Genomic DNA, 22,885 nt, shown 5'->3' with positions numbered 1-22,885 from the left:
AATGCCCACCGAAGAGACCCTCGTCCTCGTCAAGCCCGACGGCGTGGCGCGCGGCCTGACCGGAGCGATCCTCGCGCGCATCGAGGCCAAAGGCTACGCCCTGGTCGACATCAAGCTGGTCGAGCCCGACCGTGACGTCCTCGAGCAGCACTACGCCGAGCACGCGGGGAAGCCCTTCTACGAGCCGCTTCTCGAGTTCATGCTCTCAGGGCCGTCTGTTGCGATCCGTCTCGCCGGCAACCGCGTTATCGAGGGCTTCCGTTCACTCGCCGGCACGACCGATCCCACGACCGCGGCACCCGGCACGATCCGAGGAGACTTCGGCCGAGACTGGGGCCTGAAGGTTCAGCAGAACCTCGTCCACGGCAGCGACAGCCCCGAGTCGGCCGCACGTGAACTGGCGATCTGGTTCTGATCCCACCCTGCGCGATCCGGTGCCCTTCCGTCCCTGAGACGGGAGGGCACCGGCCGTTCGAGCGCCGGGCGCCGGCGACGCGGAGTCTCAGAAGATGACGTCGAGCAGCTGCGGGACGGCGTCCAGGCGCAGCTGCGCCAGGAGGAGGACGACCCCGTACGACACGAATGCCATGAGCGGAACCCATGCGGCCAGCGCCGCACCGACGGCGCGCACGCGCGGCTGCGAGGAGACCACGCCCGAGCGCAACAGATGGACGGCCACGGCGTAGAAGGTCGGGATCGTGACGATCCACGTGACCATGCACCACGGGCAGAGAGTTCCGAGGAAGAAGATGCTCTGCGTGATCAGCCAGATCACGAAGCCGAAGGCGAAGGTGATGCCGGCGAAGAAGGTGATCCAGAACCACCGAGCAAAACGCGCTCCGGCGAGAACAGCCATCCCCACCACGATCGGCGCCATCCACCCGGTGAGGCCCAGGATGGGATTGGGGAAGCCGAAGACGCTCCCCTGGGCGGAGTCGAGGTTCGCGCTGCATTGCACGACGACACTGAAGTCGCACGAGGCCGGTGCGGTCGATCCGGCGGCTTTGTCGAACTTCTCCAACGTCAGGGCGAACGCCGCGATCCAGCCGATCACCCCGGCGATCACGAGCCAGATGGCGAGGATCTTGGGGCGTGCATCGACGGTCTGCGCGGACATGCTGGCGATTATCGCATCCACACGCATGGTCCTCGCTGAGAGGTCGGGCGAGGGCCGGATGATGCTCCGAGCGTCGCTCTGCTCAATCTTCGCCGGATGATGCGATAATGGACGCCGATGCATTGCGGCCGCGCCGCACCCCGCATCACCGAAGACTTCGGGCGATGAACGCCCTTGGCAGCACGAGTCCCGCCGACGAGCGGGTGAGGCTGCAGACCGAGTGAGTATGCGGTTCCCCAGCATCGGGTGACGCCGCCAGAGTTCACCCGACGGCACGCGGAGCCGGCGGCGAGGAGTAAGCCAGAGATGGCCGATGAGAACAACGATCAGTCCACAGCCCCTGCCGACGAGGTCCTGACCCCGCCGCTTCTCGTCTCCGAAGGCGACGTCGCGTCGACGGACGCAGACACGCCTGACGCCGAGACCGGCGCCGAGGCGGAGCCCGAGTCGACGGCGCCGGTGACGCCCGAGCAGGCTGCGGATGTGCAGCCGGTCGCGGAGGACCCGAGCGTCGAGACCGCCACCGCGGACAGCACCGCCACCGACACCGCCGAGCCCGAGACGGAAGAGGCCGTCGCGGCCGACACCGCCGAGCCCGAGACGGAAGAGGCCGGCGCGGCCGACACCGCCGAGCCCGAGACGGAAGAGGCCGGCGCGGCCGACACCGCCGAGCCCGAGACGGAAGAGGCCGTCACGGCCGTGAGCCTCGGACTTCTGCCCGCGGACTTCGTCTCCGCCGTCTCCACGAAGCTGGTCTTCTACGCTCCGACCATCGTGCCGCTTCCCGCGCGTCCCGGCGTCCGCCTGGATCCCCGAGACGATCGCGACGAGGGCGCGTCCGAGTCGGGCACGAGCGCGCGCCGGCGCAACCGTCGACGTGGCGGCGGATCGTCGGCCAACGATGATGACGCCCCGCGAGAGCAGAGCCAGCCTCGCCGGCGCGCCGTGGAGTTGATCACCGAGCCGCAGCGAATCAAGGGATCGACGCGCCTCGAGGCCAAGAAGCAGCGTCGCCGCGACGGCCGCGAGGCCGGACGCCGCCGCACCGTCGTCACGGAGGCCGAGTTCCTCGCCCGCCGCGAGGCCGTGGACCGCGACATGATCGTGCGCTCGAAGAACGGTCGCATCCAGATCGCGGTTCTCGAAGACAACGTGCTGGTCGAGCATTACGTCGCTCGCAGCCAGGAGTCCTCGCTCATCGGCAACGTCTATCTCGGCCGCGTGCAGAACGTCCTGCCGAGCATGGAGGCGGCCTTCGTCGACATCGGCCGGGGCCGCAACGCCGTGCTCTACTCCGGAGAGGTCGACTGGGATGCCGTGGAGACGGGCAACCAGCCGCGGCGAATCGAGCTGGCGCTCAAGAGCGGCGACCGCGTTCTCGTCCAGGTCACGAAGGACCCCGTCGGCCACAAGGGCGCGCGCCTGACGAGTCAGATCTCGCTGCCGGGCCGTTACCTCGTGTACGTGCCGGGCGGCGCCATGAACGGCATCTCGCGAAAGCTCCCCGACACCGAGCGCGCGCGCCTCAAGCGCATCCTCAAGGAGGTGCTGCCGGAATCCAGCGGCGTCATCGTGCGCACGGCCGCAGAGGGCGCCACGGAAGAGCAGCTGACGCGCGATGTGCAGCGGCTCACCGCACAGTGGGAGCACATCTCGTCGCAGGTCGAGAAGATCGGCGCCCCTGCGCTCCTTCACTCCGAGCCCGACCTGCTCGTGAAGATCGTCCGCGATGTCTTCAACGAAGACTTCTCCAAGATGCTCATCCAGGGCGAGGACGCTTACCAGACGATCACGGCCTATCTGGCCGGCGTCGCGCCGGACCTTCTCGAGCGCGTGGAGAAGTACGAAGACGACCAGGACCCGTTCGACCGCTTCCGCGTGACGGAGCAGATCGAGAAGGCGCTGGACCGGAAGGTCTGGCTGCCGTCGGGCGGCTCGCTCGTCATCGATCGCACGGAGGCCATGACGGTGGTCGACGTCAACACCGGCAAGTTCGTCGGCTCCGGCGGCAACCTGGAGGAGACGGTCACCAAGAACAACCTCGAGGCCGCCGAGGAGATCGTCCGCCAGCTCCGCCTGCGCGACATCGGCGGCATCATCGTCGTCGACTTCATCGACATGGTGCTCGAGTCCAACCGCGATCTCGTGCTGCGACGCCTCGTCGAGTGCCTCAGCCGCGATCGCACCAAGCATCAGGTCGCCGAGGTGACCTCGCTCGGCCTCGTGCAGATGACCCGCAAGAAGCTGGGACTGGGACTGCTCGAGACCTTCAGCGAGGCGTGCGAAGTCTGCGCGGGCCGTGGCGTGATCGTGCACCACGACCCGGTCGTCAAGCACCGCGGTGCGCCGGCGCCCGCATCGAACGGCGGACGTCGGTCGCGCCAGAACTCCTCGCCCGCCACCTCCGCCGGCAACGGCTCCGTGAGTGGGGGGACGCACGTGATCACCGAGAGCGCGAAGTCGGCGCTCGCCCAGATCGCGGCGTCCACCATCCACACCGCAACCGAGGATGCACAGGAAGCCTCCGAGGTCGCCGAGGTGACGCTGCCCGACGTCCAGCCGGAGGTCGCGCCCGAGCGCGCGAAGCGCCCGCGCAAGAAGCGCGAGTCGGCTCCTCGCTCGTCGTCCACCGAGCGGAGTGAGAAGGAGATCCTTCTCGACTCGGTTCTGAGCGCTCTGCCGGAGCCGAAGGCGCCCGGCCAGGGGCGGGGACGTCGTCGCGTGACCACCGCGGCGCTGACCGGCACCCCGGTCGCGGCGACGCCGAGCGCCGAATCCGCTGCGGAGTGACGTTCGCGCGTCGCGGGGGCGCTCTCAGCCCTCGCGACGCTCGCGCGCGGTGATGCGCAGACCCGAGGCGATCAGGCGTTTGACGAGTTCGCGGCCGCTGACGTGCTCGGCTCCGGCAGCGATCAGACGCGGCAGCGCGTCTTCCGGGACGTCGTAGTGGTCGCGATCGAATCCGCGCCGAGGGATGCCGTTCGCGGCGGCGAAGGCGTGCAGTTCATCGAGGTCGCTGTCGCTGACCAGATGCGCCCACATCCGCCCGTGGGCGGGCCAGCGCGGGTCATCGATGAGGATCGCCATCCCCGCAGTCTAGGTCGACGCGCGACACGCCTCGCTTCGCTTTTGCCGATGGCCTCGGCATCCGGTAAAGTAGACCCTTGGTGCGTCGAGTTTCGCCTCCGCACTGGATATTTGGGTACACCCTCAGGGGACGTACTCGTCCCATGAAGACAGCCGGGGCCGTTGGCTCCGCAGAAGAAAAACAGGTGTGAAGTGGTTTACGCAGTTGTGCGCGCCGGTGGCCGTCAGGAGAAGGTGGAGGTCGGCACGATCGTCGTCCTCGACCGTCAGCAGGCCAAGATCGGCGACAAGCTCGAGCTGCCCGCGGTGCTGCTCGTCGATGGTGACGCCGTGACGACCGACGCCGACAAGCTCGCGAAGGTGACCGTGACCGCCGAGGTCCTCGGCGAGGAGCGCGGCCCGAAGATCGTGATCCAGAAGTTCAAGAACAAGACCGGCTACAAGAAGCGCCAGGGCCACCGTCAGGACCTCACGCGCGTCAAGATCACCGGCATCAAGTAAGCGGAAGAGGCACACGAGATGGCACACAAGAAGGGCGCAAGCTCTACCCGTAACGGTCGTGACTCCAACGCCCAGCGACTGGGCGTGAAGCGTTTCGGCGGCCAGGCCGTCAACGCGGGCGAGATCCTCGTTCGCCAGCGCGGAACGCACTTCCACCCGGGCGCCAACGTCGGTCGCGGCGGAGACGACACGCTGTTCGCCCTCGCCGCCGGTGCGGTCGAGTTCGGCACCAAGGGCGGCCGGAAGGTCGTCAACATCGTCGCCGCCGCGGAGTGACCGCGCGTTCGACCACGAACATCATGAGGTGAGGGGCGGGCTTCGGCTCGCCCCTCCTTCGTTAGATCCCCTTTTCCCCTTTCCCACCTTCCCCGTCAGGAGACCGACATGGTGACCTTCGTCGATCGAGTGACGCTCCATCTGCGCGCCGGCAAGGGCGGCAACGGCTGTGTGTCCGTGCGCCGCGAGAAGTTCAAGCCGCTCGCCGGTCCCGATGGTGGCAACGGGGGACACGGCGGCGATATCGTCCTCGTCGCCGACCCGCAGGTGACGACGTTGCTGTCGTACCACCACTCGCCGCACCGCGCTGCCGGAAACGGCGGTTTCGGCATGGGTGACAACCGCTCCGGCGCCGCGGGGGAGAGTGTCGAGCTCGCCGTTCCGGTCGGCACGGTGGTGAAGGATGCCGAGGGGCAGACGCTCGCGGATCTCGTCGTCCCCGGTACCCGCTTCGTCGTCGCCCCCGGCGGTCAGGGCGGGCTCGGCAATGCCGCTCTTGCGAACCCCAAGCGCAAAGCGCCCGGCTTCGCACTGCTCGGTACGCCCGGGTGGGAGGGTGACGTCCTCCTCGAGTTGAAGACGGTCGCCGATGTCGCCCTCGTCGGCTTCCCCTCCGCCGGCAAGTCCAGCCTCATCGCGGCGATCTCCGCGGCACGCCCCAAGATCGCCGACTACCCGTTCACGACGCTGCATCCGAACCTGGGCGTCGTGCAGGCCGGCGACACGCGCTTCACCGTGGCCGACGTACCCGGACTCATCGAGGGCGCGAGCGAGGGCAAGGGGCTGGGACTGGAGTTCCTGCGCCATGTCGAGCGCTGCACCGCACTCGTGCACGTCCTCGACTGCGCGACCCTGGAACCCGGTCGTGACCCGCTGAGCGATCTCGACGTGATCCGCGAGGAACTCGCGAACTACCCGGTTCCCGAAGGACAGACGCCGCTGCTCGATCGCCCGCAGCTCGTGGCTCTGAACAAGGTCGACGTGCCCGAGGCCAAGGATCTCGCCGACTTGGTGCGCCCCGATCTGGAAGAGCGCGGCTACCGGGTGTTCGAGATCTCGACGGTCAGCCACGAGGGTCTGCGGCAGCTGACGTTCGCGCTGGGCGACATCATCGCGCAGCATCGTGTGCAGGTGGCCGAGTCTCCCGCAGCGGAGCGCATCGTGATCCGCCCCAAGGGCGCGCAGAAGGACTTCGAGATCCGCGTCGAGGGCGGGACCTACGGAAACGTCTATCGCATCCTCGGCGACAAGCCGCTGCGATGGGTACAGCAGACAGATTTCCAGAACGAAGAAGCGGTCGGCTTCCTCGCAGATCGCCTCGAAAAGCTGGGCGTGGAAGATGAGCTGTTCCGCGTGGGAGCGGTCGCGGGCTCGACGGTCGTGATCGGGCCGGGCGACGGCATCGTGTTCGACTGGCATCCGTCGCTCTCGTCGGCCGCCGAACTGATGACGGCTCCGCGCGGCACCGACCCCCGCCTCGACCTGAACCCGCGCCGCACCACATCACAGCGACGCGAGCGCTACCACGAGCGGATGGACGCCAAGGCGGAAGCCCGGGCGGAACTCGAGGCCGAGCGCCTCGGGGTGCCGGACTTCTCCTTCGACGGAGAGGATGACGAGCAAGCGTGAGCGTGCACGATCGGTCCGGCATCGCGGGGGCGCGTCGCGTCGTCGTGAAGGTGGGCTCCTCTTCCATCAGCGGCGATAACCATCACCGCATCGAATCGATCGTCGACGCACTCGCGGCCGCACACGCCCGCGGCACGCAGGTCGTGCTGGTCTCCTCCGGCGCGATCGCCACGGCGCTGCCCCTGCTCAACCTCGACGGCCGGCCCTCCGATCTCGCGACCCAGCAGGCGGCGGCCGCGGTCGGTCAGAACGTGCTCATGTGGCGCTATCAGACCACGCTGGAGCGATACGGGCTTCTCGCCGGCCAAGTGCTGCTGACGGCCGGTGACCTCGAGAACGCCGCACACCGCGCCAATGCCCGCCGCGCAGTGGATCGGCTGCTGGGTCTGGGCGTTCTGCCCATCGTCAACGAGAACGACACCGTCGCGACGCACGAGATCCGCTTCGGCGACAACGATCGCCTCGCCGCCCTCGTGGCCGAGCTGATCGGGGCCGATGCGCTCATCCTTCTCAGCGACATCGCATCGCTGTACACCCGTCCGCCGTCCGAGCCCGGCGCCGAAGCGATCCACACGGTGCCCTACGGCGACGACCTGAGTCGCTTCGAGTTCGGATCGGTCGTCGTCAACAGCGTCGGCACCGGGGGAGCGGCCACCAAGGCATCCGCGGCACGCCTGGCCGCGGCATCCGGCATCGGCGTGCTCGTCACCAGTGCCGACCTCGTCGAGCAGGCACTGTCGGGCGACGACATCGGCACCTGGTTTGCTCCGAACCCCGAAACGCCGCCGCGCGTGGGCACCACGCCGTTGCCCACGGTGAGCTCCGTCTGACCCCGCCGCCCACGTCGGAGGCCGGGGCACCGCTCGGTAGAATGAGCGGATGACCACCGTCTCCGTCGACGCGCCCACCGCCGCACGCCACCGCATCGAACGTGCGCACGAGGCGGCACGCGGCGTGGGACTGCTGACCGATGCGCAGAAGGCCGAGGCGCTGCGCGCGATCGCGGACGCGATCGAGGCAGCCACCGACGACATCGTCTCGGCGAACACCGTCGATCTCGAGCGCGGACAGCGCGACGGCCTGTCCGACGGCCTCCTCGACCGCCTTCGCCTCGATCGCGTGCGGGTCGCGGCCCTCGCCGCTGCCGTGCGCGACGTCGCCGAGCTGCCAGACCCGGTCGGCCGCGTGCTGGACGAGCGCGCGCTGAGCAACGGTGTGCGCCTGCAGAAGGTCTCGGTGCCGTTCGGCGTCGTCGGGTCGATCTACGAGGCCCGCCCGAACGTCACCGTGGACATCGCGGCGTTGGCGCTGCGTTCCGGCAACGCCGTCGTCCTGCGCGGTGGCACGGCGGCGCAGGCGACGAACGCCGCACTCGTTTCCGCCATGCGCGATGCGTTGGCGGGCCAGGGGATCGACCCCGAAGCGATTCAGACCGTCGACGACTTCGGCCGCGAGGGCGCGCACGCTCTGATGCAGGCACGCGGCCTCGTGGACGTGCTGGTCCCGCGTGGCAGCGCGCAGCTCATCGAGACCGTCGTCACGCAGTCAGCCGTCCCGGTGATCGAGACCGGTGCCGGTGTGGTCCACATCGTCCTGGACTCGTCGGCTCCGCTCGAATGGGCCGAGCAGATCGTCGTGAACGCCAAGGCCCAGCGGCCGAGCGTCTGCAACGCAGTGGAGACGGTTCTCGTCCTGCGTGACGCTGCCGAGCGGCTGGTGCCTCCGGTGGCCGCCGCGCTGCAGGATGCCGGCGTCACCATCCACGGCGACGAGACCGTGCGCGAACTCGTCGTGGACGCCGTGGCAGCGACGGACGCCGATTGGTCGACCGAGCACATGAGCCTCGACCTCTCGATGCGCGTCGTGGACGACCTCGACGAGGCACTGGCCCATATCCGTCGCTACTCGACCCATCACACGGAATCGATCGTGACGACGGATGAGGCCCGAGCAGAGCGGTTCCTCGCCGAAGTCGACTCCGCCGTGGTGATGGCGAACGCGTCGACGCGCTTCACCGACGGCGGCGAGTTCGGCTTCGGCGCCGAAGTCGGGATTTCGACACAGAAGCTGCACGCCCGAGGGCCGATGGGCCTTCCCGAGCTCACCAGCACCAAGTGGCTGGCGCGTGGGTCCGGGCAGATCCGTATCTGACGGCCTAAACTGGACAGACCCGACTTTCGAAGGAGTCCGAATGACCCTCGCCACGACCCTCGCCCTCGCTGCGGCGCAGGCAGAGCCTCACGGCAACGTCCAGGCCCAGACGTTCATCTTCGGCCTGATCGCGTTCATCGTGTTCCTGGCGCTGGGACTGGTCACGGTGTCCTACCGCAACGTGGCGAACCGTCACTCGCACAAGGCCGAGGCATACGCCAAGGCGCACCCCGTCGACCAGGCGCAGGTGGGACACGGCCACCACTAGGACGTCGGCATGACCTCGGTACGCGCCCCCCGCATCGGGGTCATGGGTGGGACCTTCGACCCGATCCACCACGGACACCTCGTGGCGGCGAGCGAGGTCGCGCAGTCGTTCGAGCTCGACGAGGTGATCTTCGTCCCGACAGGAATGCCGTGGCAGAAAGACAAGGAGAAGGTCACCGCCGGTGAACATCGGTATCTGATGACCGTCATCGCGACGGCATCCAATCCGCAGTTCACCGTCAGCCGCGTGGACATCGACCGCGGCGGCCCCACCTACGCCATCGACACCTTGCGCGATCTGAAGAGCACACGTCCCGACGCGGAGCTCTTCTTCATCACGGGAGCCGATGCGATCGCCCAGATCCTCGGATGGCGCGACCACGATGACCTCTGGGACCTGGCCCACTTCGTGGCGGTGTCCCGGCCGGGACATGTCCTGTCCACCGAGGGCCTTCCCGAGGACGTCGTCAGCAGACTCGAGATCCCCGCCCTGGCGATCTCGTCCACCGACTGCCGTGAGCGGGTGAACCGAGGCCACCCGGTGTGGTACCTCGTGCCCGACGGCGTCGTCCAATACATTGCGAAGCACCACCTTTACCGGAGCGAGGCATGAGCACACCCGACCAGCCCGATACTCCCCAGCTGACCCGCCGTCAGTTGCGCGAGATGCGCAACACCGCCTCGACGCCGGTGATCACCCCCGCGGATGCCGAGAAGGCGACTCAGCCCGCCGAACCGACACCTCCCGTCGTCGCGCCGCTGCCGCGCGCGGCCGAACCCGTCGAGGTGGCCGCCGCACCGCCCGCGGCGGCGGATGTCGACGTCGAAGCGCCGTCGTTCACGCGCCGCGCCGCGCGCCGCCAAGAGCGGCTGCGGACGGCTTCGGTGCCGGTCGCCGACGAGACACCAGCCCCCGCCGCGACCAGTTCCGAGGCAGGTTCCGAGGCCCGCCCAGAAGACGTCGCCGCGGCGGATGCCATGGCGGAGAACGCCCCCGAGCCCGCTCAGGACGAGGAACGTCCCGTGGTCGCGCCGACGTTCGGTTCTGGTCTCCTTGCCGGCGAGAGCGTGGAGATCGACCTCCCGGCATCCTTCGATCAGCTCTTGACGCGCGGCAGCACCGCCACAGGGGCACTGTCGGCGCCCAATGCGCTGATCCTGTCGCAGACACCGGAGACCGGTGCGCTCGTCTCGCCGATCACGGGCACCGGAGAAGTCCTCATCACCGGGACGTTCTCGCTTCCCGAGTCGTTCGGGTCGACCGGCACCATGCCGGGTCGCACCGACAACAAGGAGACGGACGCCGTCCTCGTCGACGGCGAGCTGCCCGCCTCCTCTTCACCCACCCCGATCGCGGCCAGTTCCGCGATCAGCACGATCAAGAGTGCCGAAGACATCATCAAACCGCCCGCGCCCGAGAAGGGGAGCCGGCTGATGCTGGCCCTCGTCATCACCGCGGGGGCGCTGGCGCTGGCCTTGACCGGCGTGCTGATCGTGGCCCTCGTGACAGGAGCATTCCGATGACCGCCGCCGACACCACCCGCACCCTCGTGAACGTCGCCGCGGCGGCCGCCGAGAGCAAGGGCGCCGAGGACCTGCTCGCCTTCGACGTCTCCGAGCCTCTGCCGCTGGTGGACGCCTTCCTCCTCGCCACCGGATCCAGCGAGCGCAACGTGGCCGCCATCGCTGACGCGATCGAGGAGGCGATGCTCGAGAACGGTGTCAAGCGTCTTCGCCGCGAAGGCCGCCAGGAGTCGCGGTGGGTGCTCCTCGACTTCGGCGACCTCGTCGTCCACGTCTTCCACGAGCAGGAGCGCGTCTTCTACGGACTCGAGCGGCTGTGGAAGGACTGCCCGATCATCCCGATCGAGGTGCCCGCACCCGCCGTCGCGGACTGAGTCGTGTTCGTCGCACCCCTCGGCATGTAGTAAGCTTGAGGGGTTGCCGCGGAGCGGTGACAAACTGAAAATGGGCCTGTGGCGCAGCTGGTAGCGCACCTGCATGGCATGCAGGGGGTCAGGGGTTCGAGTCCCCTCAGGTCCACCAAGAACCCCCGGGTAGCTCCCCGGGGGTTTCGCGTTTTCGTCGGAGATTTCGCCGATTCCTGAGTGAATGCTGTGCGTTTGGTCTGATCGGGGGTAGCGTCCCATGCGTGGCTCGCGCGCTCGCGAGAGCCAGTGCCCCACCAGGACGGAGTTTCATCGATGAAGTTCTTGCAACGCTTGGGTCGGTCGATCATGCTGCCGGTGGCCGTGCTGCCGGTGGCCGCGATCCTCTCCGGCATCTCGTACTGGATCAGCTCCGCTGCGGGCGGCGCCAACACCGCCTCCGCCTTCCTCGGCGCGGCCGGCGGGGCACTCCTGGACAACATGCCGCTCCTGTTCGCCGTCGGCGTGTCGATCGGTATGGCCAACAAGACCGACGGCACGTCGGCTTTGGCGGGCCTCGTATCGTGGCTCACGATCACCACCCTCCTTGCGCCCGCCACGATGCAGAAGCTGCTGGGGCTGGGGGAGTTGGGCGATGTGAACCCCGCCTTCGGCAAAGTCCAGAACGTCTTCGTCGGCATCGTCGCCGGCCTCATCGGCGCGTGGTGCTACAACCGGTTCAAGGACACGAAGCTGCCCGACGCACTCTCGTTCTTCTCGGGCAAGCGCTCCGTCGCCATCGTGACGGCCGGCCTGTCGCTCATCGTCGCCGTCGTACTGATGTTCGTGTGGCCCGTCGTCTTCGGCGCGCTGGTAACTTTCGGCGAGTGGATCTCCACGATGGGTCCGGTGGGAGCCGGAATCTACGGCTTCCTGAACCGTCTGCTGATTCCGACAGGTCTGCACCACGCGCTCAACTCGGTGTTCTGGTTCGATGTGGCCGGCATCAACGACCTGGTCAACTTCCTCAACGGCACCGGAACCTACGGCGTCACGGGCCAGTACATGGCCGGGTTCTTCCCGATCATGATGTTCGGTCTGCCGGGCGCAGCCCTTGCGATGTATCTCACGGCCGACACGCGTCGCAAGAAGATCACCTACGGAATCATGCTCTCGGGCGCGATCTCCTCGTTCTTCGTCGGCGTCACCGAGCCGCTGGAGTTCTCCTTCATGTTCGTCGCGCCGTGGTTGTACCTCATCCACGCTGTCTTCACGGGCATCTCGGTGATGATCACCGCGATGCTGCCCACGCGCCTGGGCTTCGGCTTCTCGGCGGGCTTCATCGACATGGTGCTGCAGTGGACGAACCCGATGGCCGAGAACCCGTGGATGCTGCTGCTGCTCGGCGTCGCCTGGTTCTTCATCTACTTCTTCACGTTCTACTTCGTGATCAAGCGCTTCAAGCTCAAGACGCCCGGCCGTGGCGACGAGCTCGACGAGCAGGACGCCGACAACGCCGGCACGAGCCTTTCCGGGTATCACGGCACGGCGGAGAAGTTCATCGCGGCTCTCGGCGGCAGGGACAACATCATCGAGGTCGACAACTGCGCCACACGTCTACGGATGGAGATCGCCGACCCCTCGCAGGTCGATGAGCACGCCCTCAAGCGCGCCGGAGCCGCGGGGACCATCAAACCGGGAGGCCACTCCGTGCAGGTGGTCTACGGCCTAAACGTCCAGTTCGTCAAGGACGCGATGGAGGACATCCTCAACGATCGCACCATCGAGGCTTTCCGCGGGGCCGATGCCGGCCAGACCGGCGCACTGGCAGGCTTCGTCGGGGGTGTCGGCGGCGCCGCGATCGCCGCGGGTGCTGCTGCCGAGCAGCGGCTGGATTCGTCAGTTCCGCCGGCGGTCCTGCAGCTTCGTCAACCGGTGGCGGGCCGCGTGCTCGCACTTTCCGAGGTTCCGGATGCAATGTTCGCCCAAGGAACGATGGGCCCGGGCCTCGCGATCGACCCCACCGGAGACACGATCGTCGCGCCGGCCGGCGGCACGGTCGCATCGGTCTTCCCGACCGGGCATGCGATCGGCCTCGCCCTCGCGGACGGCACGGAGCTTCTGATCCACGTCGGCATCGACACGGTCGACATGAAGGGCGACGGCTTCGAGACGCTCGTGACAGCCGGAGACACGGTCGAGCCCGGCACGCCGCTCCTTCGCTTCGACCCGGAGAAGATCCGCCGCGCGGGGCACTCCGCGATCACTCCGGTCATCGTGCTCAACAACGAGGATGCGACGATCGAGTTCGCGTAGGGATCGAACGATCCTGCCAACTACGGCGGGACGGGCCTTCGGGTCCGTCCCGCCGTTCGTCACGACAGGGGTGCGATCAGCTGCGGACCGTTGTTGCGCACGTTGCCGACGGCGCGGTCGACTTCTCGCATGAGCATGCCGTCCACCAGGGCGGGGGCAGCGTCGATCGTCGCGTCCAGCAGATCGCCGACGTTCTCCGTGGTGGGGTCGAGCCACACATCGGCGTAGTCCGCGTCGATGAACAGCGGCATGCGGTCGTGAATCGAGCCGAGCTGGCCGACGGCATCCCGGGTCATGATCGTGAAGCTCAGCACCCATCGTGAAGGATCATCCGTGGTCTTCGCCGGGTCTTTCCACCACTCGTAGAGACCCGCGAAGAACAGCGGCTCATCGTCGGCGGGGTGGATGTAGTACGGCGTCTTCACGCCGTCTTCGGTCTTCCACTCGTAGTAACCGGATGCCGGGACGATCGCCCGCCGCGCGATCAGCGCCTGCCGGAACATCGGCTTGTTCTCGACCTCTTCGGCGCGGGCGTTGATCGCCTTCGCACCGATACCCATGTCCTTCGCCCAGCCGGGGATCAGACCCCAGCGCGCCGCCTCCAGGCGACGCGTCGGGGGCTCGGTCTTCGCAGAGTCGAGCACGATCGCCACGCGGTCGGTCGGCGCCACATTGAACGAGGGCTGGGGCAGATCGTCTCCGACGACATCCACCCGCAGCACACCGACGAGCTCGGAGCCGGAGCTGCCCACGACGAATCGACCGCACATGCGGCCAGCCTACGCGGGGCCCCCGACGCCGTCGGCCGGGCCGCCCACGACACCGATCTCGGCGAGACGATCGAGAAGGGCGGCTCCGTCGTCACCGGCTACCCACGGCACCGTCGCGGCCGTGTGATCGTCCACGGCCGTACGTCCTCCGGCGAGCACCGCCTCTGCCGGCGACAGCCGTCGGATCGCGACGGCCGTGACGTGCTCGGGGTGCGCGCCCGTGAACGCCGTGTACAGAGCATCGTCGTGCTGCCCGTCGTCGCCGATGAGCACCCATCTGACGTGGGGGAACTCACGCGCGAGGCGCCGGAGATTCTCCTCCTTGTGGGCGCGGCCACTGCGGAACCACCGGTCGTGCGTGGGGCCCCAGTCGGTCAGCAGCAGGGCGCCGGGAGGGAACAGATGACGACGGAGAAAACGCTGCAGCGTCGGCGCGACGTTCCAGGCGCCCGTCGAGAGGTAGATCATGGGTGCGCCCGGATGCTCCCGCACGAGACGCTCGAGCAGCACGGCCATGCCGGGCACCGGTTGGCGAGCGTGCTCGTTGACGACGAAGGAGTTCCAGGCCGCGATGAGCGGCCGGGGCAGGGCCGTCACCATGACCGTGTCATCGACGTCGGAGACGATGCCGAAACGAACGTTTGAGCCCACGACGAACACACGCGTCGAGAACGGTTCGGAGCCCTCGACGGTCATCGACAGGGGCTGCCACCCCGGCTGCAGCCGGGCCGGCAGCACGGCGTCGATGACGCCGCCACGGTCGGCGATCACCTCGTGGGTGGCTCCGTCCACGGTCACGGTCACGGTCGCATAACCGACGGGAACGGCGGCGAAGCTGCGCCAACCACGGACACCGCCGTCGTCGCCGCGCCGACGACGGACGCGGACGGGAGGGACGATCAGCACACGGCCGAGGACGCGCACCCAATCCTCGCCGCCGTAGCCGGGATACGCCGACACACTGGCGCGCAGGCCGCGGGCGCGCGCCCGACGCTCTCGCCACGCATGGAACCGGTACTCCAGTCGGGCGATCCAGAGCACCTTCAGGCGCGGTGCGGGTTCGGCGGCCATCGATTCAGTCTCCCACGCCGTCCGAGCGCTGCGTGCCGGTCGCCTCGTCCTCCGGTCGCATGTGGCGCGCTTCGCGTGCCACGATCACGCGCTTGGCGACGTAGGCGAGAAGAAGGAAGACGACGATCGCGCCGACGAAGAAGTAGCCCGCCGTGTGCAGACGGTCGGCCAGCTCGCGATAGGTGCCCGCCGCCGCCGCCGCCACGCTGACGTAAGCCGCCGCCCACACCGTACAGGCGGGTGCCGTCCACGCGAGGAAGCGCCGATAGGAGAACCCGCTCATCCCCACTGTCAAGGGCACGAGCGAATGCAGAACCGGCAGGAAGCGGGAGAGGAAGATCGCCGGTCCGCCGCGCCGTCGCAGATAGAGCTCGGCGCGCGTCCAATTGTCTTCGCCGATCCGACGTCCGAGCCGCGAGAACCGGATGCGGGGGCCCAGCCATCGACCGAGCCAGAATCCCACGCTCTCGCCGATCAGAGCGCCCACGACGACCACGACCATGAGCATGACGGCCTCGCCGACCGAACCGACAGCGGTGGAAGCGACGATGACGACGGTGTCTCCGGGCACGATCAGGCCGACGAGAACACTGGTCTCGAGCATGATGGCGATACCCGCGAGAACCGTGCGCAGGACGGGGTCCACACTCTGCACGGCATCGAGCAGCCATGAGAGGAACTCGTTCACCTCTCCAGCCTATGGCGGGTGAGGGTGTGTGCATGCTGAACATTGCCGGACGGCCGCCGAGCGTCCCGACTAGCCTGGAGCGATGACCACGCGCCTCGTCGCCCGTCGGCACGACTGGGTCGACCCGGCCGTCGTCTTCGAGGCGATCCTCAGCGGCGAGGAGCACGCGTTCTGGCTGGATGCCGGGCCGGGCGCCACGACAGGATTCAGCTGGCTGGGAGCGGGCGCTCCCGGCGTCGGTCCCCGAGATGTTGCGCTGGTGCCGGACGCGCGCCCGGCGGCGGTCGTGCCCGGTCCGTTCCAGGGCGGGTGGGTGGGGTGGTCGGGCTTCGATGACGCCGCTGCGGCTGCCGGCGCCCCCGGGCGAGCCGACCCCGCCGACGGACCACAGGAGCTGTGGCTGCGAATCGAGTGGTTCGTCGTCTTCGACCACGCCGCCCACGAGGTGTGGATCGCCGCGCCGGCCGACCGCGGCGAGACACTCGCCTCCGCGGTGGACGGCGCCGCGACGGCCGCGCCGCAGACGGCGACGCCCCGCGGTTGCGCCGCACACCGTCCGCCGCCGGTGGCATCGGCACGCCAGACGCCCGAGGAATATCGCGCACTCATCGCCCGGTGCCGCGACGCGATCCGCGCCGGCGACGCCTACCAGCTCTGCCTGACGACGCGGTTCACGGTCGCGGCATCCGCACCGTTCGATCCCACCTCGACGTATCTGACGCTGCGGGAGGCGCTGCCCGCGCACCACGGCGGAATCATCCGCAGTGGCACGACAGCGCTGCTCAGTGCGAGCCCGGAGCGTTTTCTCGACGTCGCCGACGGCCTGGTGCGCACGCGCCCGATCAAAGGCACCCGGCCGCGCGGCCGCGACGCCGACGAGGACGCCGCACTGCGTCGCGAGCTCGTCGACAGCGTGAAGGAACGGGCCGAGAACGTCATGATCGTCGACCTGATGCGCAACGACCTGCAGCGGGTGTGCCAGCCGGGAACGGTGCGCGCCGAACGCCTGCTCGAGGTCGAGTCGTACGCGGCCGTCCACCAGCTGGTCAGCACGGTAGCGGGCAGGCTCCGACCGGAAGCCACCCTCGGGCAGCTGCTGGGCGCCGCTTTTCCGGCGGGGAGCATGACCGGAGCGCCGAAGCTGTCAGCGATGACGGTCCTGTCGGGGCTGGAAGGGCGAGGCCGCGGCATCTATGCCGGATGCTTCGGCTGGGTCGGCACCGACGGCCACGCGGACCTAGCGATGACGATCAGGTCCATCGTGCTTCGTCCGGACAGAGCGTACGTCGGCGCCGGCGGCGGCATCACCTGGCTCTCCGATCCCGACGAGGAGGTCGCCGAGGTGGGACTCAAAGCCCGCGGCCCCCTCGCGGCGCTGGGTGCGGATCTGCCGCCGGGATGGTAAGGCGGGTCCGCTAACCTGGAAGCACGCCTCTCGCGCGTTCCCGAGCTTTCAGATTGGTCTTCCCCTTCCCATGAGCAGCCCCACAGACATCGCCACCGCCGCCGAGAACGGACCGTACGACGTGCACGCCGTGCAGGAGAAGTGGCAGCGCATCTGGGCCGAGAAGGACCCGTTCCGTGCCGGTGGCGAGGACGACACCCGCCCGCGGAAGTACGTGCTGGCGATGTTCCCCTACCCGTCGGGCGATCTGCACATGGGTCACGCGGAGAACTACCTCTACTCCGACATCGTCGCGCGCTTCTGGCGTCACCGCGGGTACAACGTTCTCAACCCGATCGGCTGGGACAGCTTCGGCCTGCCGGCCGAGAACGCCGCGATCAAGCGCGGCGTCGAGCCGCGCGGGTGGACCTACGGCAACATCGCACAGCAGCGCTCCAGCATGCAGCAGTACGGCGTCTCGTTCGACTGGTCGCGCGTGCTGCACACCTCCGACCCCGAGTACTACCGCTGGAACCAGTGGCTCTTCCAGCGGCTGTACGAGAAGGGACTCGCGTACCGCAAGGACGCACTGGTCAACTGGGACCCGGTCGACCAGACCGTGCTCGCCAACGAGCAGGTGCTGCCCGACGGGACGTCGGAGCGCAGCGGCGCCGTCGTGGTCAAGAAGAAGCTCACCCAGTGGTTCTTCCGCATCACCGAGTACGCCGACCGCCTGCTCGACGACCTGAACCAGCTCGAGGGATTCTGGCCGCACAAGGTGCTGCAGATGCAGCGCAACTGGATCGGACGTTCCGTGGGCGCCGACATCGACTTCGAGATCGAGGGTCGCGCCGACAAGATCACGGTGTTCTCGACGCGCCCTGACACGCTCTACGGCGCGACGTTCATGGTCGTGGCGCCGGATTCCGACCTCGCCGCCGAGCTCGTGTCCTCGGCATCCCCGGAGGCGCGCATGCGCTTCCAGGACTACCTCGACACCGTGCAGAAGACGAGCGAGATCGACCGGCAGACCGCCGACCGCCCGAAGACCGGTGTCTTCCTCGAGCGCTACGCGATCAATCCGGTGACGGGGGAGCGGCTGCCGATCTGGGCCGCCGACTACGTCCTCGCCGGGTACGGCCACGGCGCCGTCATGGCGGTGCCCGCGCACGATCAGCGCGACCTCGACTTCGCCCGCGCGTTCGACCTGCCCATCAAGGTCGTCGTCGACACCACGGCGCCGGTCACCGGCGCGATCCCCGTCATCGAGCTGGATGCCGAGGGCGTCCCGCTCGATCCGGGCGCCCCCGGCATCGACGAGATCGACCCGGCGAAGACCGGCGTCGCGCTCACGGGCGACGGCCGCATGATGAACTCGGGCCCGCTCGACGGGCTGAGCAAGCGCAACGCGATCGCCCGCGCCATCGAGCAGCTGGAGGCCGCCGGCACCGGTCGCGCCGCCAAGACCTACCGCCTGCGCGACTGGCTCATCTCGCGTCAGCGCTACTGGGGGACGCCGATCCCGATGGTGCACACCGCCGATGGGCGCATCGTGCCCGTACCCGACGAGCAGCTGCCCGTCGAGCTGCCAGCCATGGAAGGGCTGGATCTGACGCCGAAGGGCTCGTCACCGCTGGGCGCGGCGACCGGCTGGGTCGAGACGGTCGACCCCACCACCGGGGAGCCTGCGCTTCGCGACCCCGACACGATGGACACGTTCGTCGACAGCTCGTGGTACTTCCTTCGTTTCCTGACGCCGGGTGACACGACGCAGGCGTTCTCGTCGAAGGATGCCGACCGGTGGGGCCCGGTCGACTTCTACATCGGCGGCGTCGAGCATGCGATCCTGCACCTGCTGTACGCGCGCTTCATCACGAAGGCGCTGTTCGATATGGGCCTCGTCGAGTTCACCGAGCCGTTCTCGAACCTCATCAATCAGGGCATGGTCATCCTCGACGGCGCCAAGATGAGCAAGAGCAAGGGCAACCTCGTGCTCTTCCAGGACGAGCTGAACGCCCACGGTGCCGATGCGTTGCGGGTCGCGCTCGCTTTCGCCGGGCCGGTGGAGGACGACAAGGACTGGAGCGATGTCTCCACCACGGGCGCCGCGAAGTTCCTGGCGCGCGCCTGGCGCATCGCACACGAGGTCACCAGCGCGCCGGATGTCGTGTGGGCGGAGGGGGACCAGGCCCTTCGCCGTGTCACCCATCGCCTCTGGGCCGACGCCCCGGCGCTGATCGAGCAGACCAAGTTCAACGTGGTCGTCGCCCGCCTGATGGAGCTCGTCAACGCCACCCGCAAGACCATCGACGGTCCCGCCGGCGCGGGCGACCCCGCCGTCCGCGAAGCCGCTGAGGCGATCGCGATGATCCTCGACCTGTTCGCCCCGCACACCGCCGAGGAGATGTGGGAGCAGCTCGGTCACGAGCCGTTCGTCGGCCTTGCGACGTGGCGGCAGGCCGACCCGACCCTGCTGGTCGAGGAGTCGGTCACCGCGGTCGTGCAGATCGACGGCAAGGTGCGCGGCACCCTGACCGTGCCCGCGCGCATCTCGGCCGACGAACTCGAGGCGCTGGCGCGCGCCGACGAGAAGGTCGTGCGCTCGCTGGCCGGTCGCGAAATCGCCCGCGTCGTCGTCCGCGCCCCCAAGGTGGTCAGCTTCACGACCGCGTAGTCTCCTCCCCACGGCGGGGATCCGCTCCGCTCGTCCACGGATACCGAGCGCGCACTGATCTCGGTGGCACGCCGATGGCACGGTGTGGAGGTGAGTTCGCCCGACATCGACCACGCGCCGCCCACCGCCGCGGACGCGCGTCGCACGCGGCGTCGGCGCGTCGGGGTCGGTGCGTCCGTCGTGCTGGTGCTCGTCGCCGCGGCGATCGCGGTGGCCGTCGGAGTTGTGCGGTCGGTGACGACCGCCGACGGCGGCGTCCCGCTGGCACCGGTGGAGATCTCGGCCGCGGCGCTCTACGTGCATGTGTCGGGCGCGGTGGGACGCCCCGGGCTCTACCGCCTCGACGGCGGGGCGCGCGTCGTCGACGCGGTTGCCGCCGCCGGGGGCTTCACGGAGGCCGCCGACCGCACCGTGCTCAACCTCGCGCGACCGCTCGTCGACGGCGAACAGGTGCACGTGCCGGAGGCGGGGGAGGCGTCGACGCCCGGTGCGCCCGTCAGCGCTGACGGACGCGTCAACCTCAACACCGCCGATGTCGCAGCCCTCGACACGCTTCCCCGCGTCGGGCCCGCGATCGCCGAGCGCATCATCGCGTGGCGCGAGGAGAACGGGCGGTTCACGAGCGTCGACGACCTTCTGTCGGTTCCCGGCATCGGTGAGAAGATGCTCGCCGGCCTCCGTGACCTGGTGACGGTGTGAGCGGCGCCGCACCGGCGGCACCGCGCGCGACGGGGGCCGGCCGGGGCGGGCGATCCGCGCGACGAAGGGATGCGCGCCTCGTGCCCGTCGCCGCCGGAGCGTGGTTGACGGCAGGCGTCGTCACCGGTGCGCCGGATGCCGCGGCATCCGCGGCCGTCCTGCTCTGGGCGATCGCTTTCGTCGTCCTCGTCGCGCTCGTGCGCCCTCGGCGCTGGGGTGGGTCCGGCGTGGCACGCGTCGCGCATGTGCTCGCCCACGTCGCCATCGTCGTGGGTGTCGCGGCGGGGGTCGCCTCGCATGTCGCCGCCGCGCTTCCTGCGCGCGCCGCGGTTGCGGCGGCCGAGGTTTCCGGCGGCCGCTCGCTGACGGTCGACGTCGTCGCCGTCGGGAAGATCGAACGCGGTGCTGCCGGCTGGCGATTCGATGCCTTACTGGGGCGGCTCGCGTACGGGGACACCGCGATCACGACGCCGGTGCCGGTGCTCGTGCGCACCGGCGATGTTCCACCGGGACTCGATCTCGGCGCTCGCGTAACGGTGACGGGTACGGCGTGGACCCCGGAGCCGGGCGAACGGGCCGTCCTCGTCATCGACGCATCCACGACACCGACCCTGACCTCCACGCCCACCGGCGTGCTCGCGCTGGCATCGCTGCTCCGCCACGGGCTCATCGCCGTCACAGCGGGGCTGCCCGAGCCCGGTGGCGGTCTGATCGCCGGCCTTGCGGTCGGCGACACCTCCCAGGTCTCTGACGGGCTGGATGCCGCGATGAAGTCATCGTCGCTGTCGCACCTCACCGCCGTGAGCGGGGCGAACTGCGCCCTTGTCGTCGGCATCGCCTTCGCTGTGGCGGCCGTGTGCAGAGCGGGGAGAGCCGTGCGCGTCGCCGCCGGGCTCGGAGCTCTCGTCGCGTTCGTGATCCTCGTCTCACCCGAGCCGAGCGTCGTCCGCGCGGCGACGATGGCCGCGATCGCCATGCTGGGCCTGCTGCTCGGCCGTATCGGGGCCGGGCTGTCGCTGCTGACGGCTTCCGTCGTGCTCCTGCTCCTTCTCGACCCGTGGCTGTCGCGCTCGATCGGGTTCGCTCTCTCCGTGGCCGCCACCGCCGCTCTTCTCGTGCTCGCCGGACCCCTCGCGGACGGCCTGTCGCGCTGGATGCCACGGCCCCTTGCCTTGGCCGTATCCGTGCCGCTGGCCGCACAGCTCGCCTGCGGCCCGATCATCGCGCTGATCTCGCCGCAGGTCTCGGTCGTCGGCGTCGCCGCCAACATGCTGGCTGCGCCGGCCGCGCCCGTCGGCACGGTGCTGGGGCTCATCGCCTGTCTGTGCGCCGGCATCCCGCTGCTGGGAACCGGGGTGGCGGCGCTCGCCTGGGTGCCCGCGGCGTGGATCGCGGCGACCGCGACGACCCTCAGCGCCCTCCCGGGCAGCGCGATCTGGTGGCCCGACGGTGTCGGCGGGTTCGCCGCACTGGGTCTGATCAGCGTGGCGGTGGTCATCCTGCTCGTGCGCTCACCGCGACCGGCACGGGTCGCTGCCAGTGCCGTGATCGCCGTCACGATCGTCATCGCCGCCGGCGCCGTCCCCGCCGCGCAGATCGGACTTCGTGCCCGCCTGCCCGAGGCCTGGGCGATCGCCGTGTGCGACGTCGGCCAGGGCGATGCGATCGCGATCCGCGCCGCCGGTCACATCGCCCTCGTGGACACCGGCCCCGATCCGCGGGCGCTCACGGCATGTTTGGAGACGCTCGGCGTGGAACGGGTGGATCTTCTCGTCCTCACTCACTTCGATCACGATCACGACGGAGGAACGAGCGCAGTCGCGGGGAGGGTCGACACCGTTCTGCACGGGCCGACAGCAGCACCCGACGACGAGCGCACCCTGACCCGATTGCGCGACGCGGGAGCGCGCCTCGTGCGTGCCGATGCGGGGATGACCGGCACGCTGGGAGACGCTCGCTGGCGCGTGCTGTGGCCGCATCCGCGCACCGAAGCGGGAAACGACGGCAGCGTCGTGCTCGACATCGCCGGCCCGAGCGTGCCCCCCATGCTGATGCTCGGTGACCTGTCGGCCGAGGGCCAGCGACGCCTGATGGCGACGGCATCCCTGCGCCCCACCTACGCCGTCGTGAAGGTCTCGCACCACGGCAGCGCCGACCAGGAGCCCCGACTGTACCGGCGCGTGCGTGCGACGGTGGCGCTGATCTCTGTGGGAGCGAACACGTACGGGCATCCACGCAGCGAGACGCTTGCGATGCTCGCATCCGTCGGGGCACGGCTGGCCCGCACAGATCTCGAAGGGCTGATCATGCTGTGGACCGAGGCCTCGACCGTGCGGCTGTGGCACGAGAGGGAGCCTCCCTGAGTCCCGCGGGGCGGCATCGGTGTC

21 protein-coding genes, 1 tRNA gene and 1 pseudogene are annotated in these 22,885 nt (G+C 69.2%); 18 read left to right on the top strand and 5 right to left on the bottom strand.

The genetic code is table 11. The features are described from left to right. Position 1: 1 nt before the first annotated feature. Entirely contained in the window at positions 2-415 is a 414-nt protein-coding gene (gene ndk / locus PP359_RS02525) for a nucleoside-diphosphate kinase (RefSeq protein WP_005053482.1), read from the top strand. Between the two features lie 87 nt (positions 416-502). Here the strand turns inward: ndk and PP359_RS02520 are convergent, their stop codons facing one another. Further along, positions 503-1,117 (bottom strand): vitamin K epoxide reductase family protein, encoded by a 615-nt coding sequence (locus tag PP359_RS02520; protein WP_039416789.1) that lies wholly within the window; start codon positions 1,115-1,117, stop codon positions 503-505. Positions 1,118-1,423: 306 nt separating this feature from the next. Between PP359_RS02520 and PP359_RS02515 the strand changes: the two genes are divergently transcribed. Continuing rightward, a complete protein-coding gene (locus PP359_RS02515; protein ID WP_499249844.1) occupies positions 1,424-3,907 on the top strand; it encodes an Rne/Rng family ribonuclease in 2,484 nt (827 codons plus the stop codon). A gap of 24 nt (positions 3,908-3,931) precedes the next feature. Here the strand turns inward: PP359_RS02515 and PP359_RS02510 are convergent, their stop codons facing one another. Next, positions 3,932-4,204 carry a DUF4031 domain-containing protein gene (locus tag PP359_RS02510; RefSeq protein WP_036318562.1) on the bottom strand — a complete coding sequence of 91 codons (273 nt, stop codon included), beginning with the start codon at positions 4,202-4,204 and terminating at the stop codon, positions 3,932-3,934. Between the two features lie 192 nt (positions 4,205-4,396). Between PP359_RS02510 and rplU the strand changes: the two genes are divergently transcribed. From rplU to nagE, 11 genes are all read left to right on the top strand, one after another. Continuing rightward, the gene (gene rplU, locus PP359_RS02505) at positions 4,397-4,705 is read left to right on the top strand and encodes a 50S ribosomal protein L21 (protein ID WP_005053490.1); all 309 of its coding nucleotides are present in this window, start codon (positions 4,397-4,399) and stop codon (positions 4,703-4,705) included. Between the two features lie 18 nt (positions 4,706-4,723). Further along, a complete protein-coding gene (rpmA, locus tag PP359_RS02500) occupies positions 4,724-4,981 on the top strand; it encodes a 50S ribosomal protein L27 (RefSeq protein WP_023950785.1) in 258 nt (85 codons plus the stop codon). A 108-nt stretch (positions 4,982-5,089) separates the two neighbouring features. Further along, positions 5,090-6,610: a GTPase ObgE gene (obgE, locus tag PP359_RS02495; protein ID WP_499249843.1), complete on the top strand. Its 1,521-nt coding sequence runs from the start codon at positions 5,090-5,092 to the stop codon at positions 6,608-6,610. Next, a complete protein-coding gene (gene proB, locus PP359_RS02490; protein WP_036318567.1) occupies positions 6,607-7,440 on the top strand; it encodes a glutamate 5-kinase in 834 nt (277 codons plus the stop codon). The genes obgE and proB overlap by 4 nt, the downstream gene beginning before the upstream one ends. A 49-nt stretch (positions 7,441-7,489) precedes the next feature. Beyond that, on the top strand, positions 7,490-8,761 hold the full coding sequence (locus PP359_RS02485) for a glutamate-5-semialdehyde dehydrogenase (RefSeq protein ID WP_499249842.1): 1,272 nt from the start codon (positions 7,490-7,492) through the stop codon (positions 8,759-8,761). A gap of 40 nt (positions 8,762-8,801) precedes the next feature. Continuing rightward, on the top strand, positions 8,802-9,029 hold the full coding sequence (locus PP359_RS02480) for a hypothetical protein (RefSeq protein ID WP_039416779.1): 228 nt from the start codon (positions 8,802-8,804) through the stop codon (positions 9,027-9,029). 9 nt (positions 9,030-9,038) lie between these two features. Continuing rightward, positions 9,039-9,641, top strand: a complete 603-nt coding sequence (gene nadD, locus PP359_RS02475) for a nicotinate-nucleotide adenylyltransferase (RefSeq protein WP_499249841.1) — start codon at positions 9,039-9,041, stop codon at positions 9,639-9,641. Further along, on the top strand, positions 9,638-10,552 hold the full coding sequence (locus tag PP359_RS02470; protein ID WP_499249840.1) for a hypothetical protein: 915 nt from the start codon (positions 9,638-9,640) through the stop codon (positions 10,550-10,552). Before nadD ends, PP359_RS02470 begins: the two co-directional genes overlap by 4 nt. Next, positions 10,549-10,926, top strand: coding sequence for a ribosome silencing factor (gene rsfS / locus PP359_RS02465; protein ID WP_036320905.1), 378 nt, complete (start codon positions 10,549-10,551; stop codon positions 10,924-10,926). Before PP359_RS02470 ends, rsfS begins: the two co-directional genes overlap by 4 nt. Before the next feature lie 72 nt (positions 10,927-10,998). Continuing rightward, positions 10,999-11,074 (top strand) — tRNA-Ala (locus PP359_RS02460). Between the two features lie 158 nt (positions 11,075-11,232). After that, complete coding sequence (gene nagE, locus PP359_RS02455) at positions 11,233-13,212, top strand: N-acetylglucosamine-specific PTS transporter subunit IIBC (RefSeq protein ID WP_499249839.1); 1,980 nt, start codon at positions 11,233-11,235, stop codon at positions 13,210-13,212. Between the two features lie 59 nt (positions 13,213-13,271). On the opposite strand, the gene PP359_RS02450 is transcribed toward nagE, so the two are convergent. Genes PP359_RS02450 through PP359_RS02440 form a run of 3 tightly spaced genes read right to left on the bottom strand, consistent with a single transcriptional unit; the run spans position 13,272 to position 15,741 of the window. Beyond that, a complete protein-coding gene (locus tag PP359_RS02450) occupies positions 13,272-13,982 on the bottom strand; it encodes an SOS response-associated peptidase (protein WP_499249838.1) in 711 nt (236 codons plus the stop codon). Between the two features lie 9 nt (positions 13,983-13,991). Beyond that, a complete protein-coding gene (locus PP359_RS02445) occupies positions 13,992-15,053 on the bottom strand; it encodes an App1 family protein phosphatidate phosphatase (RefSeq protein WP_039415894.1) in 1,062 nt (353 codons plus the stop codon). Between the two features lie 4 nt (positions 15,054-15,057). Beyond that, the gene (locus PP359_RS02440; RefSeq protein WP_499249837.1) at positions 15,058-15,741 is read right to left on the bottom strand and encodes a DedA family protein; all 684 of its coding nucleotides are present in this window, start codon (positions 15,739-15,741) and stop codon (positions 15,058-15,060) included. Between the two features lie 82 nt (positions 15,742-15,823). On the opposite strand from PP359_RS02440, the gene PP359_RS02435 reads away from it, so the two are divergent. The 5 genes and pseudogenes from PP359_RS02435 to PP359_RS02415 all read left to right on the top strand — a co-directional run bounded on the left by PP359_RS02435 (position 15,824) and on the right by PP359_RS02415 (position 22,861). After that, entirely contained in the window at positions 15,824-17,146 is a 1,323-nt protein-coding gene (locus PP359_RS02435) for an anthranilate synthase component I family protein (protein WP_499249836.1), read from the top strand. Between the two features lie 70 nt (positions 17,147-17,216). Then, positions 17,217-19,799, top strand: a complete 2,583-nt coding sequence (leuS, locus tag PP359_RS02430; protein WP_499249835.1) for a leucine--tRNA ligase — start codon at positions 17,217-17,219, stop codon at positions 19,797-19,799. 90 nt (positions 19,800-19,889) lie between these two features. Beyond that, a complete protein-coding gene (locus PP359_RS02425) occupies positions 19,890-20,498 on the top strand; it encodes a ComEA family DNA-binding protein (protein ID WP_499249834.1) in 609 nt (202 codons plus the stop codon). After that, a pseudogene (locus PP359_RS02420) lies at positions 20,495-21,994 on the top strand (ComEC/Rec2 family competence protein); the annotation flags it as partial. The gene PP359_RS02425 and the pseudogene PP359_RS02420, both read left to right, overlap by 4 nt. Beyond that, positions 21,983-22,861 carry a ComEC/Rec2 family competence protein gene (locus tag PP359_RS02415; RefSeq protein ID WP_499250805.1) on the top strand — a complete coding sequence of 293 codons (879 nt, stop codon included), beginning with the start codon at positions 21,983-21,985 and terminating at the stop codon, positions 22,859-22,861. The pseudogene PP359_RS02420 and the gene PP359_RS02415, both read left to right, overlap by 12 nt. Positions 22,862-22,885: the final 24 nt, after the last annotated feature.

This window comes from Sphingomonas sp. BLCC-B65 (genome assembly GCF_028550675.1).
GTDB lineage: Bacteria > Actinomycetota > Actinomycetes > Actinomycetales > Microbacteriaceae > Microbacterium.
Note: the sequence above shows the minus strand (reverse complement) of the source record. Positions and strands in the feature narration are given on the sequence as shown.

Bases quoted from the DNA above. Each gene is read 5' to 3' on its own strand.
- obgE (WP_499249843.1), top strand. From the start codon at position 5,090: ATGGTGACCTTCGTCGATCGAGTGACGCTCCATCTGCGCGCCGGCAAG.
- nadD (WP_499249841.1), top strand. From the start codon at position 9,039: ATGACCTCGGTACGCGCCCCCCGCATCGGGGTCATGGGTGGGACCTTC.
- PP359_RS02480 (WP_039416779.1), top strand. From the start codon at position 8,802: ATGACCCTCGCCACGACCCTCGCCCTCGCTGCGGCGCAGGCAGAGCCT.
- PP359_RS02435 (WP_499249836.1), top strand. From the start codon at position 15,824: ATGACCACGCGCCTCGTCGCCCGTCGGCACGACTGGGTCGACCCGGCC.
- PP359_RS02510 (WP_036318562.1), bottom strand. From the start codon at position 4,204: ATGGCGATCCTCATCGATGACCCGCGCTGGCCCGCCCACGGGCGGATG.
- nagE (WP_499249839.1), top strand. From the start codon at position 11,233: ATGAAGTTCTTGCAACGCTTGGGTCGGTCGATCATGCTGCCGGTGGCC.
- PP359_RS02470 (WP_499249840.1), top strand. From the start codon at position 9,638: ATGAGCACACCCGACCAGCCCGATACTCCCCAGCTGACCCGCCGTCAG.
- PP359_RS02485 (WP_499249842.1), top strand. From the start codon at position 7,490: ATGACCACCGTCTCCGTCGACGCGCCCACCGCCGCACGCCACCGCATC.
- ndk (WP_005053482.1), top strand. From the start codon at position 2: ATGCCCACCGAAGAGACCCTCGTCCTCGTCAAGCCCGACGGCGTGGCG.
- rpmA (WP_023950785.1), top strand. From the start codon at position 4,724: ATGGCACACAAGAAGGGCGCAAGCTCTACCCGTAACGGTCGTGACTCC.
- leuS (WP_499249835.1), top strand. From the start codon at position 17,217: ATGAGCAGCCCCACAGACATCGCCACCGCCGCCGAGAACGGACCGTAC.
- PP359_RS02445 (WP_039415894.1), bottom strand. From the start codon at position 15,053: ATGGCCGCCGAACCCGCACCGCGCCTGAAGGTGCTCTGGATCGCCCGA.
- rsfS (WP_036320905.1), top strand. From the start codon at position 10,549: ATGACCGCCGCCGACACCACCCGCACCCTCGTGAACGTCGCCGCGGCG.
- PP359_RS02520 (WP_039416789.1), bottom strand. From the start codon at position 1,117: ATGTCCGCGCAGACCGTCGATGCACGCCCCAAGATCCTCGCCATCTGG.
- PP359_RS02515 (WP_499249844.1), top strand. From the start codon at position 1,424: ATGGCCGATGAGAACAACGATCAGTCCACAGCCCCTGCCGACGAGGTC.
- PP359_RS02450 (WP_499249838.1), bottom strand. From the start codon at position 13,982: ATGTGCGGTCGATTCGTCGTGGGCAGCTCCGGCTCCGAGCTCGTCGGT.